The organism is Terriglobus sp. ADX1 (assembly GCF_036877645.1).
GTDB lineage: Bacteria > Acidobacteriota > Terriglobia > Terriglobales > Acidobacteriaceae > Terriglobus.
In genome coordinates this window covers 116559-132319 of the sequence record NZ_JAEDXV010000009.1, presented here as the reverse complement: position 1 = coordinate 132319, position 15761 = coordinate 116559, and the positions used below count along the sequence as shown (strand labels likewise).

At 53.8% G+C, this 15761-nt stretch carries 9 protein-coding genes; 6 read left to right on the top strand and 3 right to left on the bottom strand.

Annotated features, from left to right (window positions below; genetic code table 11):
* Window position 1 precedes the first annotated feature (1 nt).
* The 6 genes from JAO32_RS08210 (at window position 2) to JAO32_RS08185 (ending at window position 9284) form a co-directional block, all read left to right on the top strand.
* Window positions 2-913: a DUF6734 family protein gene (locus JAO32_RS08210; RefSeq protein WP_334239324.1), complete on the top strand. Its 912-nt coding sequence runs from the start codon at window positions 2-4 to the stop codon at window positions 911-913.
* A gap of 11 nt (window positions 914-924) precedes the next feature.
* Entirely contained in the window at window positions 925-2373 is a 1449-nt protein-coding gene (locus tag JAO32_RS08205) for an eCIS core domain-containing protein (protein ID WP_334239323.1), read from the top strand.
* A 463-nt stretch (window positions 2374-2836) separates the two neighbouring features.
* Entirely contained in the window at window positions 2837-5074 is a 2238-nt protein-coding gene (locus JAO32_RS08200) for a DNRLRE domain-containing protein (protein WP_334239322.1), read from the top strand.
* Between the two features lie 212 nt (window positions 5075-5286).
* The gene (locus JAO32_RS08195) at window positions 5287-7632 is read left to right on the top strand and encodes an NHL domain-containing protein (RefSeq protein ID WP_334239320.1); all 2346 of its coding nucleotides are present in this window, start codon (window positions 5287-5289) and stop codon (window positions 7630-7632) included.
* A gap of 17 nt (window positions 7633-7649) precedes the next feature.
* The gene (locus JAO32_RS08190; RefSeq protein WP_334239319.1) at window positions 7650-8219 is read left to right on the top strand and encodes an outer membrane beta-barrel protein; all 570 of its coding nucleotides are present in this window, start codon (window positions 7650-7652) and stop codon (window positions 8217-8219) included.
* Window positions 8220-8231: 12 nt separating this feature from the next.
* A complete protein-coding gene (locus JAO32_RS08185; RefSeq protein WP_334239317.1) occupies window positions 8232-9284 on the top strand; it encodes a bifunctional glycosyltransferase family 2/GtrA family protein in 1053 nt (350 codons plus the stop codon).
* Here the strand turns inward: JAO32_RS08185 and JAO32_RS08180 are convergent.
* The 3 genes from JAO32_RS08180 to JAO32_RS08170 all read right to left on the bottom strand — a co-directional run bounded on the left by JAO32_RS08180 (window position 9268) and on the right by JAO32_RS08170 (window position 14968).
* Window positions 9268-10494 carry a hypothetical protein gene (locus tag JAO32_RS08180; protein ID WP_334239316.1) on the bottom strand — a complete coding sequence of 409 codons (1227 nt, stop codon included), beginning with the start codon at window positions 10492-10494 and terminating at the stop codon, window positions 9268-9270. The two genes, JAO32_RS08185 and JAO32_RS08180, sit on opposite strands and share 17 nt — an antisense overlap.
* Window positions 10491-12737 carry a tetratricopeptide repeat protein gene (locus JAO32_RS08175; protein ID WP_334239314.1) on the bottom strand — a complete coding sequence of 749 codons (2247 nt, stop codon included), beginning with the start codon at window positions 12735-12737 and terminating at the stop codon, window positions 10491-10493. The genes JAO32_RS08180 and JAO32_RS08175 overlap by 4 nt, the downstream gene beginning before the upstream one ends.
* 596 nt (window positions 12738-13333) lie before the next feature.
* Complete coding sequence (locus JAO32_RS08170; RefSeq protein WP_334239311.1) at window positions 13334-14968, bottom strand: CehA/McbA family metallohydrolase; 1635 nt, start codon at window positions 14966-14968, stop codon at window positions 13334-13336.
* Window positions 14969-15761 lie beyond the last annotated feature (793 nt).

Sequence of the window (15761 nt, the reverse complement as noted above, 5' to 3'; positions counted from 1 at the left end):
TATGCGTGCCGTATTTTCCTTTTGGAGCAAGCCGTTTACCGCATACAAGGGCCGCATATGGGCATCTCCCTTGCATCATCTCTTGTCCTGGGGATTGTCGGTGAGGTTGGCACAACAGCATTTTGATCAGGTTGTCCTGATTACAGACAAGCCCGGGAAGGCATTACTGGTAGACCGCCTGGGGCTGACATTCTCTGATGTAAGCGAAGATTTACAGCAATTCCATGGTGTAGACCCAGGTTGGTGGGCGTTTGGGAAACTGGCTGCTTACAGCATGCAGACAGAGCCTTTCTGTCACATTGATAATGACGTGTTTTTGTGGAAGCCGTTACCTGCTGCGCTTCTAGCCTCACCTGTATTCACACAATGCCCGGAGTTCTTTCACACTGCTCAGGAGTGGGCGGGGCCGGCCTATATAGAAGAGGCTTTTCAGGCCCATACATTGGATTTGCCGGCGGAGTGGACGTGGGCGCGCTCGCTTCATGCAGAACGATTCTGTGAGGATAACTGCGGGATCGTGGGCGGAATCGATACTGAGTTTCTGAGATACTTCTCCGGTCTTGCCATGGATCTGATAACGAATCCGCAGAATCTGCCTGCATGGGATCGCTTTGCAGAAAAGGAAGGCTTCAACATGATTGTGGAGCAATTCCTGTTGAATGCCTGTGTCCGCTATCATCGCGCTCAACCGCAATCGCCTTTCTCTCGTGTGAATATGGCATATCTTTTCCCATCGTTTGAGCAAGCCTATGAAGAAGATCGTGCGGCGCGTGCGGGATTTACTCATCTGCTGGGCGATGCAAAGTCACATCCAGAGATTATGAAGCGCTTAGAGGAGCGGATGCGTTGGGAGTCGCCTAACTTTTACCGTCATTGCACCCGACTTCATTCCAGCGGATATGCCACCGCCTAAGGATCGCAGGGATGAGTCTGAAACATGCCAATGCGGCAAGTAGACAGAGCAAAGGTCCTGCTGCACGCTGGCAAGGTGGTGGCATCCTCCATGCTGTTTCAGTTCCAAAGGCTTTAAAGCAGTTTGCAGTTCCAGGAGCATTGGCGTTGCCGTCTATTCGTTCTGTCAACGGAACGAACGGTAAACATGCGCCTAAACTAACGGCGCACTCTTCCCCACGGAATGAGAGTGCGCGTAGCGAGCAGTTGGAGACAGAGGCTGACCGCATGGCGAAGCATGTGGCTCAGCAACAAGTTGGGGCGCGTCTCTTGTCACCGAAAATGCAAGGACAGAAGCGCGAGACAGGGGCGAAAGAGTTCGCAACGAAGCACGAGGAAGTGAGTACTGCCTCCAGTGGAGGCGGTGAGCCATTGGACACGGTTACACGCGCTGTGATGGAACGCAGGTTTGAGCGTGGACTATCACACATTCGTATTCATAAGGACAGGAATGATGCGCGGAATGCCGACAAGCAATCCATGAAGGCGTATACGCTGGGGAACGACATCGTCTTTGCACCAGGACGTTACAACCCTGCGACCGCGGATGGACAGGAACTGTTAGCGCACGAGATAGCGCATGCGATTCAGCAGCGGGGTGGCGAAGGAGTCAGGATATCGCGAGAAGAGCGTCCAAAGCTTTCTGCAGCGCGGAAGCAGGTGCAACCCAAGGTGGAGGTCCGCCAGGTAGGGCGAGGAGAGGCATCCGCGTTAGCTCGAAGGCAGGAATTGCTAGACCGCATGAATCGGCTCTCTACTGGAATGCAATATGCATTGGCTGGACCACAAATAACTTATACGGTTTTGGATGCATCGCACCTAACGCCATTTGATCAGCAGATGCGCGGCTTTATCGATCGTGCAGAGACTGTGCCTCTGCGTTTGGTTACGGCGGCAGCTCTTGTGCAGCAGGGAAGTCCGCACTTCCAGCCGCTGAATGTCGATAGCTTCGATCTTGGCTATCTGGATCTGGATGATATGCGTGTATCCGACGACAACAGTTTTCAGATGAACCTTCTTCATCTGCTTAGGGAAAGGTTTACCGTGTCTCGCTATGACCAGCGCATAGGCACTTTCACCGCCGCGGATGCGCCAGAGTTTCAAAAGGCGCACGCAGCAGGCATTGAAACGGAAACTCAACTGCTACGAGACAAGGTTGGCGACCCGAGCATCCATTTTGTTTTTGAAGAAGACCGCAGTGACAACCTCATGGTCTTTGGATATCGAAGTGGGGAGGGATACAGCATCTTCCACGTTCTTCGTTCAACAGGAGGTGGCGTGATGGCAGGTCATGTGTTTGTTCAGATGAGGGACAAGCGCAGGCTCAGCCTGGACGACTTCATCGCAGAACGAAGTAGAGCTGCGTCCGCACGTGTGACGGCGCCTTCAGTCACTGCAGTTCCAACCGTACCGGCTCATTAAGGGCGATGCGTGTCTGTTGCACCTTGTTCCGTTCCGGAACGAAGAGTGCTGACAGTCGAACCGACCGTACCTAATGGTGTGCCAGCTGGGCCTAAGGCTGAAGCGAACGGGATAACGGGAGCAATATCCGGATAAAGGCCGTGCCCAGAATGGTTGTTCTCCCTGGGCGGGGTTGGAGCTCATCCTCTATTTGGGAAGAAGCTTATTAGGAATGGCTATACCCGAATCTTCTGTGGATACGTTCAAATAAAGAAAAGAAAGTTGATGTAAGAGCTTAATAAAGAAAAGTTTTGACATCACTTGAAGAATCTGTGAGACTCCTCTCTGTTCCCCAACTGTGCAGAAGATCACATAGATGTTTTTCTGAGCTGTTTGGGCTTTTACTGTACGACTTGCCTTGATCTCTGCGGTGACACTCTATCTGCGCGCTACCGAAGAGATCGCACGTTTCTTAGGAGCGTTCATGACGACTTTTCTGCGCCGTTCTCTTGCGGTTGTGTTTGCTGGCTTTGTAGCTCTTCTTCCCGCACACGCCACGCAGGCCACGCTTACCGCTGATGCGCATGTGGATAGTTCTCGACCAGGCGTCAATCTTGGCGGCGTGTCCAATTTGAACGTTGGCAACGGTTATACGTCGTTCGTGCAGTTCAGCCTTTCTCCGCTACCTGCCGGTATTACGGCCTCCCAAGTCTCCAAGGCGACAGTAACTTTCTATATCAATCGCGTAAATACTGCGGGCACTGTCTCTGTCTCTCCAGTTACAGGAAGCTGGACAGAAGCAGGCGTCACTTATAACAGCGCTCCGGCATTTGGTTCGGCGATAGGAAGTTTTACGGGAACTACGGCGGGACAGTTTGTCACCGTGGATGTTACCTCGCTTGTGCAGGGCTGGATCACTACGCCCTCCACGAATATGGGACTCGCACTGACGACATCGGGCGCAGACCTCCAGCTTGACTCTAAGGAAAGTGGGCAGACGGCGCATCCAGCACTCCTTGACGTCACGATTACGTCCATGGGAGCTACCGGAGCAACGGGTGCGCAAGGTGTTCAAGGTATCCAAGGTGTCACCGGTGCTCAGGGCATACAAGGTATTCAGGGTGTCACCGGCGCACAAGGTATTCAAGGTATCCAGGGTGTCACGGGCGCTACTGGAGCCGTTGGGGCAACAGGCGCAACGGGTGCTATTGGAGCCACCGGCGCTACTGGTGTTACCGGTGCCACAGGTGCTACCGGGGCGACGGGCCTCACCTATCGTGGAACCTGGAATAACTCGACTGTCTATGTTGTCAATGATGCGGTAACGCTGAACGGCTCTACCTATATCGCCATTGCGAGCAATCTCAATATCGTTCCGGGGACCGATCCCACAGTTTGGGGTGTGTTAGCTGCCATGGGCAGTACCGGTGCCACTGGCGCAGTAGGAATTGCAGGCCCACTAGGCCCTCAAGGTATTCAGGGTGTTCAAGGTGTGACTGGTTCGCAGGGCGTCCAGGGTATTCAAGGCATTACAGGAGCTACTGGTGCCACAGGTGTTACTGGAGCGACAGGTGTTGCAGGTGCCACTGGCGCGACAGGAGCTACAGGAGCCACGGGTGCGACTGGTGCTACAGGCGCCACCGGCGCGACAGGCCTTACTTATCGAGGCATCTGGAATAGTTCGACTATCTACGATGTCAACAGTGCAGTGACTCTGAACGGTTCTACCTATATTGCTACGGCAGGCAATTTCAACGTTACCCCGGGTACAGATCCAACGACTTGGGCAGTCCTCGCAGCCATGGGAAATGCGGGTGCGACCGGTGCCACCGGTGTAACGGGAGCGCAAGGTATTCAAGGTGTGACTGGTTACCAGGGCATTCAAGGCATGCAGGGGGTCACTGGTGCCGCGGGTGTCACTGGAGCCACGGGTGCGACTGGTGCTACAGGCGCTACAGGAGCGACAGGAGCGACTGGTGGTATTAGTTATCAGGCCGCGTGGAGTAGTTCCGTTACCTATGTAAAGGGAGCGGTTGTCTCCGACGCGAGCTATGCCAACGCATGGGTTTCCTTAGTGGATGGCAACTTGAACCACGATCCGACTACAGTTGGCTCTACTCCTAATGCATACTGGGCGCGTCTTGTGGCGCAGGGAGTGAATGGCTTGAACGGTGTTACGGGAGCTCAGGGTGTTACCGGAATCCAGGGTGCCACCGGTTCTGTTGCTTCGGTTTCCGTGACGAATGGCAATGTCACAGGTTCTGCTTCGGTCAACAGCTCCACAGGGGCACTAACGATTAACTTCCCGAGTGGCAGCAGTGGTGGCAGCATACCTGACCCCAGCACGTTCTCATTCGCCACGATTCCGTTGACGATTTCAAGGAATCCCATTAACACAAACACGGCTATTTATCTGGCACCGATTGGGCCCAATTCAACTACTACCGCTACCATCCCGGCTTACGTTTATATCCCGTCGTCATGCCATGGTTACTTCGCTGTTGCGTCCGCGCCAGGAAACTATTTCAACGCTGTGACGACCGCTACGGTCGGAGGTTCTACGACAAGTCTTGGAACCTGTACTGCCAGTGCGGGGGGATCGTGCAAGATCGATCTTGGAACAATCTCTGCCGGTTCGTATGTCACCGTGCTTGTGGGATCAACGAGTGGCAGTTCGACCGCAAATACCGGAGCGCATATGACTTCGTTCGCTTGCCAGTAGATCGCAAGAACGTAGCGATCACTGCCATTGATGAAGTTTGATCGCAGAGACGGTTTACATAACTGCTTCCTGCCGCAGCCACATTCAAAAACGGAGCCAGTCCTCATTTGAGCCGCTTCAGAACAATACGGAATGCACGCTTTCTGGTTTCATGTGCCTGCGCGGCGTTGCTGCTTGGTGCTGCTACTGCTCGGACATCCGGGCAGACGCCCATGCAACTGCGCGCGTTGCAGCAGCTGGGGGTGCGTCCGCTTACCCTACCGGGTGGGCTAGAAGCCACTAACCAGAAGTTAAATAATCCTGCTGCTCTTGCGTTTGATTCTGCCGGTAATTTGTATATCGCAGACCAGAACGATCAGCTTGTGGTTGAGGTACTGACTACCGGTGTCATGAAGACTGTGGCCGGAACTGGTGCCCAGGGTTATGCAGGGGATGGTGGCGCAGCCACCAGCGCAATGCTGAATCTTCCGGCAGGAGTTGCGGTTGACACCGCTGGCAATCTGTACATCGCCGATACAGGCAACAATGTGGTACGCGAGGTTACTCCTTCAGGCATCATCAGCACGATCGCGAGCACGGGACTCTCTGGTCCAACGGCTTTGACGGTAGACACCGCTGGCAATCTCTATATCGCTGACACGCTGAACAATGTTATTCGCAAATTCAATGGCGCGACGTTAACAGTAATTGCTGGCAGTGGTGCGCAGGGTTTTGGCGGCGACGGCGGTGCAGCAACATCAGCGTTGCTAGACGGGCCGATGGGTTTGGCGATCAGCTCCACCACACTGTATATCGCGGATAGCAACAACAATCGCATCCGAGCGGTGAACCTTTCCTCGGGTGTTATTACGACACTTGCTGGAACTGGAATGCCCGCATTTGCTGGTGACAGTGGTTCTGCCACGGGCGCATCGTTCTCGTATCCCACAGGGCTCACTTTGGACGCCAGCGGGAACCTCTTCATCGCTGACACGAACAACAACCGCGTACGAGAAATTTCCTCCACCGGTACAGTCTCAACCATTGCTGGTAATGGTCGACAGGGCTACTCGGGCGACAACAGTGCCGCTACGGTGGCAACACTGAACTCGCCTTTAGCTGTTGCTTCGGCGCCGGGGATAGGTGTTGCGGTTGCGGATACGGACAATGATCGTGTTCGTATGGTGACCACTGCAGGCTCAATTCAAACCATTGCGGGATCAGCTGCTGCCGGTGCTGAAAGCCTTCAGGTTGCTGCGTCATCCCCCTCACTTGTTTATGGCACAGCAGCCGTTACAGCTACCTTTAGCTATGGTGGCAATACTGCCACTGGAGCGGTGACCTTCCTGGATATCACCGCTGGAACGACGCTTGGCACGGCCAATCTAGCTTCCAATACGGCTTCACTGGCTCTCCCGACACTTTCTGCTGGTGTCCATCAACTTGTGGCGAGCTATGCCGGTGACAGCAACAATCCTGCGATCGTAAGTGGTATCTATGTACTGACGGTCACACCTGTGGCTGTCACAGCATCAGCCCATGCCGTCACGCAGCCTTACGGTACGGCCATTCCGTTGCTTACCGGAACTCTGACAGGTGTTTTGCCTCAGGATACGGGCACGGTCACCGCTGTCTACGCTACTACTGCCACGCAGACATCAGCACCCGGCGTATATCCAATTACGGCCACACTGACCGGTGCGGCTGCTGCAAATTACACGCTTTCTCTTGCGCCTTCGTCTGGTTCGCTGACGATTACGAAGGCGAGCACTAACATCACGCTGACATCCACTCCGACCACGCAATACGCGGGTGTGGCTGTCACACTGAAGGCTGTTGTCGCCAGCGCGACTACAGGCACTCCGACTGGCAGTGTCACTTTCTTTGATAATGGCACTGCTATTGGGACTGTGGCTCTTGCTTCGGGTGTGGCGCAACTCTCCACGACCAGCCTGTCAATTGGCGCGCATGTCATCTCCTTGACATATACCGGCGACACTAACTTCCTGAACGGAAGCGTGAGTGCCAGCACTGGTGCGACAACTGTAACCGTAGCGGCAGATCCAGACTTTACGTTGGCTACAACCACTGGAACCTATGCTGCGAAGACGATTGTTCCTGGTGATTCCGCGACCTTTAACTTTACTGTCACTCCCGCAGGTGGGCCGTTTACCTCACCCATTGCGTTTACCGTCAGTGGCCTTCCCACGGGCGCGACCGCTACGCTCACGCCAACGTCGGTGACACCGGGTTCCAGTGCGACGAACTTTGTCCTTACGGTAGCAACTCAGAAATTCCATGCGAAGATGCAGAATCTGGCAGGTGGCTCGCTCGGACTGGCACTGCTCCTATTGCCCTTTGTTCGCAATCGCAGGATACGTTGTGCAAGTCATCGCATGGTTCGTCTTGCCATGCTGCTGTTACTGGCAACTGCCGCGGGGGCACTGAGTGGTTGCGGTAGTAGTGGCTTCTTTGGCCAACCGCAGGCCTCCTCCACCATTACAGTTACCGGCACTGGCACAAATGTCGCTGGCGTTACGGTGCAACATTCCACCATAGTGACGCTCACCGTTCAGTAGAAGGGAACTGGCACGCTTTGAGAACTTTATCCATCCTGCTGCTGAGTCTCAGCCTTGCTGCTTCCGCGCAATCAAAGGGAGGAGATGTCGCTGTCACTTACACTCCTGAGCGCGCAAACCTTCTAGGTGGTTGTGGCTGCTTCTGGCTGCAAGGTGGTGGCATTGAGGCAGGTGTGAACGTGTCTCATGGCTTTGGTCTTGCTGCCAATATGACTGTTGTTCATGCAAGTCACATGGGTGCCCAGAATGTCTCTCTCGGCCTTTTGACCTTTACCGTTGGACCTCGCTATCGCTTACAGCTGCCAGCAGTTGGAAAGCATGGCAATTCTCTTACTGGCAAGTGGCTGATCGGATTGGGTCGCGGCTTCGATTCGGTTTTCCCGGGTAATGGGAATGCACTATCCAGCAGTACCTCATTTGCTATGGATGCTGGTGTGCAGTATGACGTGGATATTACCAACCGCTTTGCGATTCGCCCGCTGGAGGTGGACTGGGAGCGTTCTACTTTCCCGAACACTAACGCCAACGGTTCTCAGAACACCCTCCGGTTGGGCTTTGGAGCGCTGGTTCGCTTCGGCAAGCGGTAGGATGTTTCTTGCATGGTGGAAGCTCCCCTACCTCCGGTAGTTGTTCTTATTCCTGCCTGGCATCCTGACGAACGCCTGCTGCAGCTAATTACGGACCTGCAAACGCACCCGCGTCTTCACATTCTGGTTGTCCTTGATGGTGATCTGGAGCAATATCCGAAGATCGTAGAGAGCCTTACGAATCTTGAAAATGTAACGTTGCTGAAGCACGGCGCGAATCTTGGAAAAGGGCGCGCTCTGAAGACGGGCTTCAACTGGATTCTTACAGAATTGCCGACTGCTATCGGTGTGGTAACAGCAGATGCGGATGGACAACATGCAGCAGACGACATTGTTAGCGTAGCCGAAGCGCTGATCGCGGCGCCCAGACGATTCATTCTTGGTTCGCGTGGCTTTCATGGCGATGTTCCATTCCGAAGCCAAATGGGAAACAGCATCACACGCAATCTCTTCTGGATGTTGGCGGGACACCGCATTAAGGATACTCAGAGTGGCTTGCGTGCTATTCCTATTCATCGACTTGGCGAATTGATGAAGCTTAACGGAGAACGTTACGAGTACGAGATGAACATGCTCGCTCATCTTTGCCGCAGTGGCGCACCGCCGGTTGAAGTGCCGATTCGTACCATCTACATCGAGAACAACCGTTCCTCGCACTTTGATCCGATCCGTGATTCCATGCGGATTTACTTCGTCCTGTTGCGTTTTTACTTTTCATCGCTCATTGCGGCAGGCATTGATTTCGTGTTCTTCTCAGCAACCTTCGCACTCACGCATAACGTGCTCTATTCCATGGTGGTTGGAAGATTCAGTTCAATTGCTAACTTCCTGTTGAACCGTCGCTTCGTCTTCCATTCGCGTGCGTCAGTGCGAGGCGCGCTCTGGCGTTATTACGCTCTTGTCGCGGTCTTTGGTGTTATTGGATATGGCGCCATAACAGGTCTTTCGCGTTGGCTGCATGTCCCCGTTCTGCTGGCGAAGATCGTTACTGAGACAGTGCTGTCGCTGGCTAGCTTTGCATTACAGCGTTTGTTTGTGTTTCCACCGTCTAACGTTCAGGAGTAATCGGCAGCGGTCGGTTCAACACCATGCGCAGAGACAGATCCTGCAGATCGGTGCTAACAAACCGTTCACGAAAGCTCATGTAGTTCGCTACGAGTGCAAGGCAAAACACCACAATGGCAAAACCCTTTGCCCAAAGTTGTTCTTTAGTCGAAGCGTGCCGTTTTAGCCATTGCCAGAGAGCAACAGTTGCTGCTGCAGCAAGGAAGCAAAGCGGTACCCAGCCAAGCGACGCATAACGCAGATTCATCCTGTGCTCCGTGGTCAGTGGAAGTGAAAAACACAGAAGACTTGTGGCTGCACTCCAAAACAGCAGCGTGTTCCGGTTTGCGATCAGCAGCGCGATACCAATTACAGCCAATGAGACAAGCAAGGGGTCGGCAATCCAGATTGCCTTTATCCACGATGCAGCGGTGCCTGTCTCGTACATGCGTCCGTAGGGTGCGTTAGCAACGGCTGTATAGGATCGATGAAAGAATTCCACCGTACGGTTGTAGCCTCCGATGGAGTAGCTCACCCACCATGCTCCCAGCGTCGCTGTGACTGCGAATACCGCTGTTGCGATAGCGATATCACGCCATCGCTGCTGTCTTACATATGCGATGCAAAGTAGCAAAAGCAACAGGCCGGCCTGGCTCACGGATGTTTCCTTCACGGTGACTGTCCAGCCTGCGAGTGCACCGGCTGCCACCAACCATGCTCTTGGTTCCGACCTGCGCAGACATTCCAACATGAGTAGGAGCAATAGAGTTCCTAAGCATCCCGTGAAGGACTCCATCCATGCCCGTCTTGCAGCCATCAACTCTGGAGGACAGACGGCGAACAATGCCATTGCAATCGGCGCGGCGGTTGGTGAAAGATTCCTCCACGCGATAACGCCGACCAAGCCAAGGGAAAGGATGCTGGCAACGCAGGAGAGTTCTGCACCTGCATTGGGTGTGGCATCGCCGGTGATCGCCTGCGCAATGCGCAATGGCAGCAGATATCCTATGCGGACAGGAGAGGGAAATACGGCAAGTTCTGTGCGGTTTTCCCATTCATCGGCAACGGAACGAATACCGCTGGCGGACCACTTCTGCGCTTGGGAAGCGTATACGTTTTCGTCTGGTGAGCGGAATCGAACACTGCCCATATCGATGACACGAAGCGCTGTTCCGAAAAGCATGACAAGCACGCAGAGTAGAAAAGGCAGGGATCGCGAGTTTGTTTTCATCGTGCTTCCCCGGCAGCTTTTGCCTGCTCTGCAAGCGCCCATGCGAGATTGTTTTTTGCCAATTGGAAATCCGGCTTCAATACAACAGCTTGCTTTGCGGCATTCACTGCTGCATCCCAGTGTTTTAACTCGGCTTCACTGGCGGCAATGTTGTTCCATGCTTCCGCCATGTTTGGGCGCATAGCCAATGCAGCTTTTGCCGCCGCAATGCTTCCAGTGAAGTTACGTTCGCGATACATCTCCAGCGAATCGTTCACAAGCGCTTCCGGCGTTTTATCTGATGTGTTGTGTTGGCTTGCGGCGGCTGAGTAAGTCGTAAGGTTATTGCGTGCAAGCTGGAAGTTGGGATCGATCTCCAACGCGTGTCGCACGTTATCCACGGCCTGTTTCCACTGGCCCATACCGGCATATGCGGCACCGATATTGTTGTATGCAGGAGCCGATCTTGGATTTATGGCCAGCACCTTGTCTGCTGCTTCAATGGTTCCGGGATAATCCTTCGCCTGATAGCGCGCCAGTGACGCATTCAGCCATGTGTCTGCGTTGGCAACAGTCGGGTGAGCAAGATATACCTGAGCCTGTACATCGCCAGGATTCATCGCCAGGATCGCATCTGCTGCAGCGTGAGCTGCGGTTGGGTCACCGCTGATGGCGAGGGTTTGCATTAGCTCTTCTCGCTGTGCCAACCGTGCCGGGTTCAGTCGTACTGCCTCACTCAGCTGTTGTAGCGCTTCCTGCAAGCGCATTTGTGTGTGAAGCCAACGACCGTAAAAGAAGTGTGTTTGGTCGTCAGCAGGGGCTAGTGCGATAGCGCGCTGGAAGTGCTGCTCTGCAGGCACTGTACGGAACATCGCGCCATTCACTACACCGAGATTGATTTCCAGTGAAGGGTAATTCGGCGTGTAGATCGCGGCTCGATCGAAGTAAGCAAGCGCTACAGGATAGTTACCATGCGACATCTGCGACAGCCCATAGATCATCAGGCCGCGGCCATTCCGTGGACTTTTCTCAACATCATCCAGCCAGAGCGAATCCTCATTGTGCCAAACCTTGTTGCGCTGCCAGGTTCCATACCCATAGACGCAGAGCAAGGTGGCAGTGCAGGCAGCCGCGATCTTCCACACTGGCAGGTCTTGTCTGCGCACAGCAAGCAGTACCACTGCAAGCCATATGGCCCAAACGACAGCCAGCATCAACCCCACGAAGGGCAGGAACATCCGATGGTCGTTCTCCACTTCGGAAAGCACATAGAACGATGTCGGGAACGAGCCGATCAGAAACCAAATCAGTCCGAATGCTATGGGGCGCAGCGTTGTGCGACGTGTGCATGCAATAATTGCGGCGATCACGACCGCTAAGAACAGGAACCCCCAAAGAACATCTGAGCTCACATGATCGATTGCGGCCAGGTCTGTATCTACATTGAGATGAACGGGCAGGAACAGCGATCCGAAATATCGCAGTAGAACAAACGGTTGCGTGATGCGATAGGAAAAGCTGGGAATAGAAGTCGGCGCGTAAGATTTTGGCGTCATCGCCGATTGCAAAATCAATGCTGCTGCGGCAACTAAGATTGAGGGTAGTAATGCCAGCAGTCGAGTCTTCGGGGTAGCCTTCTTCTGGTTTTCAAAGAGCAGGGAATATGAGAGTAGAAGAACAGGGAATACCACCGCTGGCGGTTTGCTGAGCATGGCCAGCGCAAAGGGCAGCAGGTAAAGGCCAGTGCGCCGAAGATTGGGCCAGCGCGCATATATGGCCAAAGCTGCCACCACGCCGCAGGTGCTGTACAGATCGCCGCGCTGAATAATGTAGTTGACGGTCTCAGCCATAGCAGGGTGAAGACCAAACCATGCCGTTGCCAGCAAGGCGGGAATCCAGCTATATTCGCCGCCACCCGCTCGCCTCAGAACTTCCTTGCAAAGGACAAACATGTTTGCAAGTAGAATGAGGAAGATTAGAAACGTGCTCAGATGAAACCACACGGGCACATATCCGTTGCCCAGAGAATAGTCCAGCGCAAGCGATGCCGATACCAACGGGCGGTAGGTCTGGTTTGCGGGGAGCACGCTGAAGGTGGCTGTGTCTGTAAAGAACTTTGGCAGGTTATCGAGGCTGCGAATGTGGGGATTATCTATGACGGTATGGAAGTCGTCGAAATGAAATCCGTTATGCCAGTGGTTCGCATACACGATGCAAACGGCAATCACACAACATAAAAAAGCAATGATCTGTTTTCGCTTCAAGGCGAACACGCACCGTCCCAACATTCACAGTTCCGATAGCTTCATGGTAAAACGATGCGTCGCTATCCGCCATTGTTTCTGCTCCATGAGCCAATAGGTTTTGTGCCGCTCAGGGCTGGATTTTCATGTGCGCGTTCAGATTGGCGGCAAACAATCCATCATAAAGTGAATTTGATCTCGCCCGCCCAAGTCGTGGGCGACGTGTCGCGCTCCAAAGGAGAGTGTGATGTCCACCGGGCCTGGGTGCGAAAGTCTGACGCTCAGGCTTCGGGATTCTTCTGGTGTTCCACCTAAGGGCTTTGGATGAAAGTCGATTGCGACTTCTGAAGATGGCGAGTCGCCGATGAGACTCGCCTCCAGTCGAAGGGTAGAAAAGCTTTGGTTGATGATTTTGACTGGAATGGCTGTGGAGACACCACATTTCGTTGGCGCTGGGAGGGGGCCGGAAAGGACGACACTAACTCGCGATTCTGGATTGATGGTGATCGTGATCGGTGCCGTATCCTCAGGCTTTCCGCCATGGCTGAGGTGATTCTGAGCGTCGCTCCAGAGTGGCGTTATTAGAAAGAATATTGTGACGAACTGTGCGAAGCGCATCATGCCACCTCGCACTCCGCAGCGATCTTCTCATAGGTTTTGCGAGCATGTTCAAATGCCGCGGCCGCTTCCGTACGTTCACTTTCGCGCATGAACGGCGACTTTACTTCCCATACTTTGTCGACGCATGCACGGCCCCATTCCGCGCTCTTTTTTGAAGCTCGAATGGGCTTGTGGTCCACCTGTACGAAATTGGGATGAGTGTGCAGGGAGGGAAGAATGCGAAGAGCCCACCAGGAACTGCGAGTGATGTTTGCCTTTAGCGTAACGACGCGCGGTACTCCGTCCGCCACGATGTTCACAGTTGCAGCGGACAATCCGTTGACGATCAGTTCGAGTGGAACTTCCCGCGTATTGCCGATACGGGCTTTTTCGATGTCGTATCCGGATTCAGTTGTTCGACGTGCCTTCGTCTCTGGCGTAAGTTCTGGTTCCAGCCGTGCAGCCACTAATACTTCAACGCTGATACTTGTGCCGGATTCTAAGGCAAGGTCGGAATCTGTGAGTGGTTGGCCGTTCACTTTGCATTCCAGAATATGGCTGCGTCCATCGCCGCAGTATTGATAAGCCTTAAAGAGGCCTTCAATCCAGGATGTGTAGCCTGGATTACCGCTGGGACGAGTTGGGAGCTTTACATAACTACGACCTGCTCCCACGCGTCCATCGCTCATGCAGGGAAAATCTGTCTCGCCGAGCATGGCCATGCGGAAGCCACAGTTGAGCATGTGGTACCAGGCGTTCAGTTCCGCAACAGGAAGACTGTCGCATCCAGAAAGAAAGTCGACGAGTCCATGAGTTACGTCGATGATGGCTTCCTGAGTACCAATGCTATCCATGGGAGGAATTTCGTAATTTGGCAGCTCTTTAGATTCCACCTCCATTCCCAGCCCGCAATGCGCGTAGCCGCCGTAGGCTCCCTGAGACTTAACCCACTTCAGAATCGGTAGATTCCATGAAGGCCAATCTTCAATGAGCTGCGTACCAGGATAGTCTTGCTCTTTGAGTTGCAACAGCAGCAGGTGACCCGCATGGCTAGAAGGGAATTGAGACACCTCGACGTCATAGCGAATGATGCTTTCTGTATCTTCGCGGGTCGTTTGTGGCTGAAGCGTGACACCGTATGCCTTCTGCAGTTCAGGATGTTCCAGCATCGCGGTAGGGCTTTCTGCGGTACCTGAAAAGAATTGCTTTTGGTAATACCAGCTTGGTCCCCAGTTGAGAGCATCTCCGATGGTCAGAGCTTCACCCCGGATGTGGCGAATTAATGTCTCAGGGCCGACGCCTTCTGTTGGTCTCTCATAGTGCGAGCAACCTGCAGCGTGGATATGTGTGTCGCCTGAGTAGAACCCCCACTTCGAAGGATCAATCCATCTCGCCAGCTTCACACGAATGGATGATTGAGCATCAATCTTCACAGCTTGCATGACAGGCAGATACTCCGGGCCACGTCCGCTCTGTACGATGTATTCGCCTTCTGGCAAGCGTACGGTTTCGCCATCGGCACGGTAGATCTGTTCTTGGAAGAACAAATCTGGAGCGAGGCGCATCGCCTTCGGAGGATAGAGGCGATTGAGCCTGTCCTTAATGGTCAGAGATGCGAAGCAGGTACGGCCATCTGTGTCGAGAATGTGCAAGGGGACTTCGTGAGAGGGCAGACACTCGAAATCGACCTGGAGGCGTGCCGGGTGAAACGAATGCCCGTCTGATGTTGGCAAAACATTCAAAGAAAAACTCGTTGTGCGTTGCCCGTGATCGCGACTGAACAGTTGTACAACGTGATACTGAATAGGGATCTCTGGGAGTGGTATCGTCTGAACGTCAACGCCTCCGCTGAGGATCGGTGTCGGTTCGTACAGCTCCATGACGAACCACATTTTTTCGATCATCGGCCCTTTATATAAAACGTCTGCAAGGGCTGTACGTTGCGCTGCTCCCTTGCTGACAATTTCCAGGTTACCTATTGTTCGTGTCCCACTTGTAAAGAGCAGTGAGCCTTTCTGGTTCTTAGTATTCTCGACCCGGACAAGAAACATTCGCCATCCCTGTTCGACAAGTTGCCGTGAAGCATTGCCACCTGTGATTTGCGGCGCTCCGTCAGGTCCAAGGGACAGTTGGGCTAGTGTGTAGTAACTGAGTATCTCTTCCGCCTTCGCAACGGCTGCGGCATCTTTGTGCTGTGTCAGGTCTGCGATTGTATTCGCGTCGGCGACGCTAATGGGAGCCCCGAGATGCTTCAGGGCTTGAATTGCCCGATTTACGGCTGCGAAATAGGGCTGAGGGGCAACTCGTTCAGAGATAGGTTCAAGCGCGTTGCAAAAACGCCCACTGGCAAAGGCACTCCCTATAACCAAAAAACGCCGACGCGTAAGACCTGTTTGGAAGGTAGCCATTCGATCCTCAACTCATCTTTTAGTGAACAAACGTAAG

Coding starts and splice junctions, on each gene's coding strand:
- JAO32_RS08185 (WP_334239317.1), top strand. CDS start 8,232: ATGGTGGAAGCTCCCCTACCTCCGGTAGTTGTTCTTATTCCTGCCTGG.
- JAO32_RS08200 (WP_334239322.1), top strand. CDS start 2,837: ATGACGACTTTTCTGCGCCGTTCTCTTGCGGTTGTGTTTGCTGGCTTT.
- JAO32_RS08180 (WP_334239316.1), bottom strand. CDS start 10,494: ATGAAAACAAACTCGCGATCCCTGCCTTTTCTACTCTGCGTGCTTGTC.
- JAO32_RS08210 (WP_334239324.1), top strand. CDS start 2: ATGCGTGCCGTATTTTCCTTTTGGAGCAAGCCGTTTACCGCATACAAG.
- JAO32_RS08205 (WP_334239323.1), top strand. CDS start 925: ATGAGTCTGAAACATGCCAATGCGGCAAGTAGACAGAGCAAAGGTCCT.
- JAO32_RS08195 (WP_334239320.1), top strand. CDS start 5,287: ATGCAACTGCGCGCGTTGCAGCAGCTGGGGGTGCGTCCGCTTACCCTA.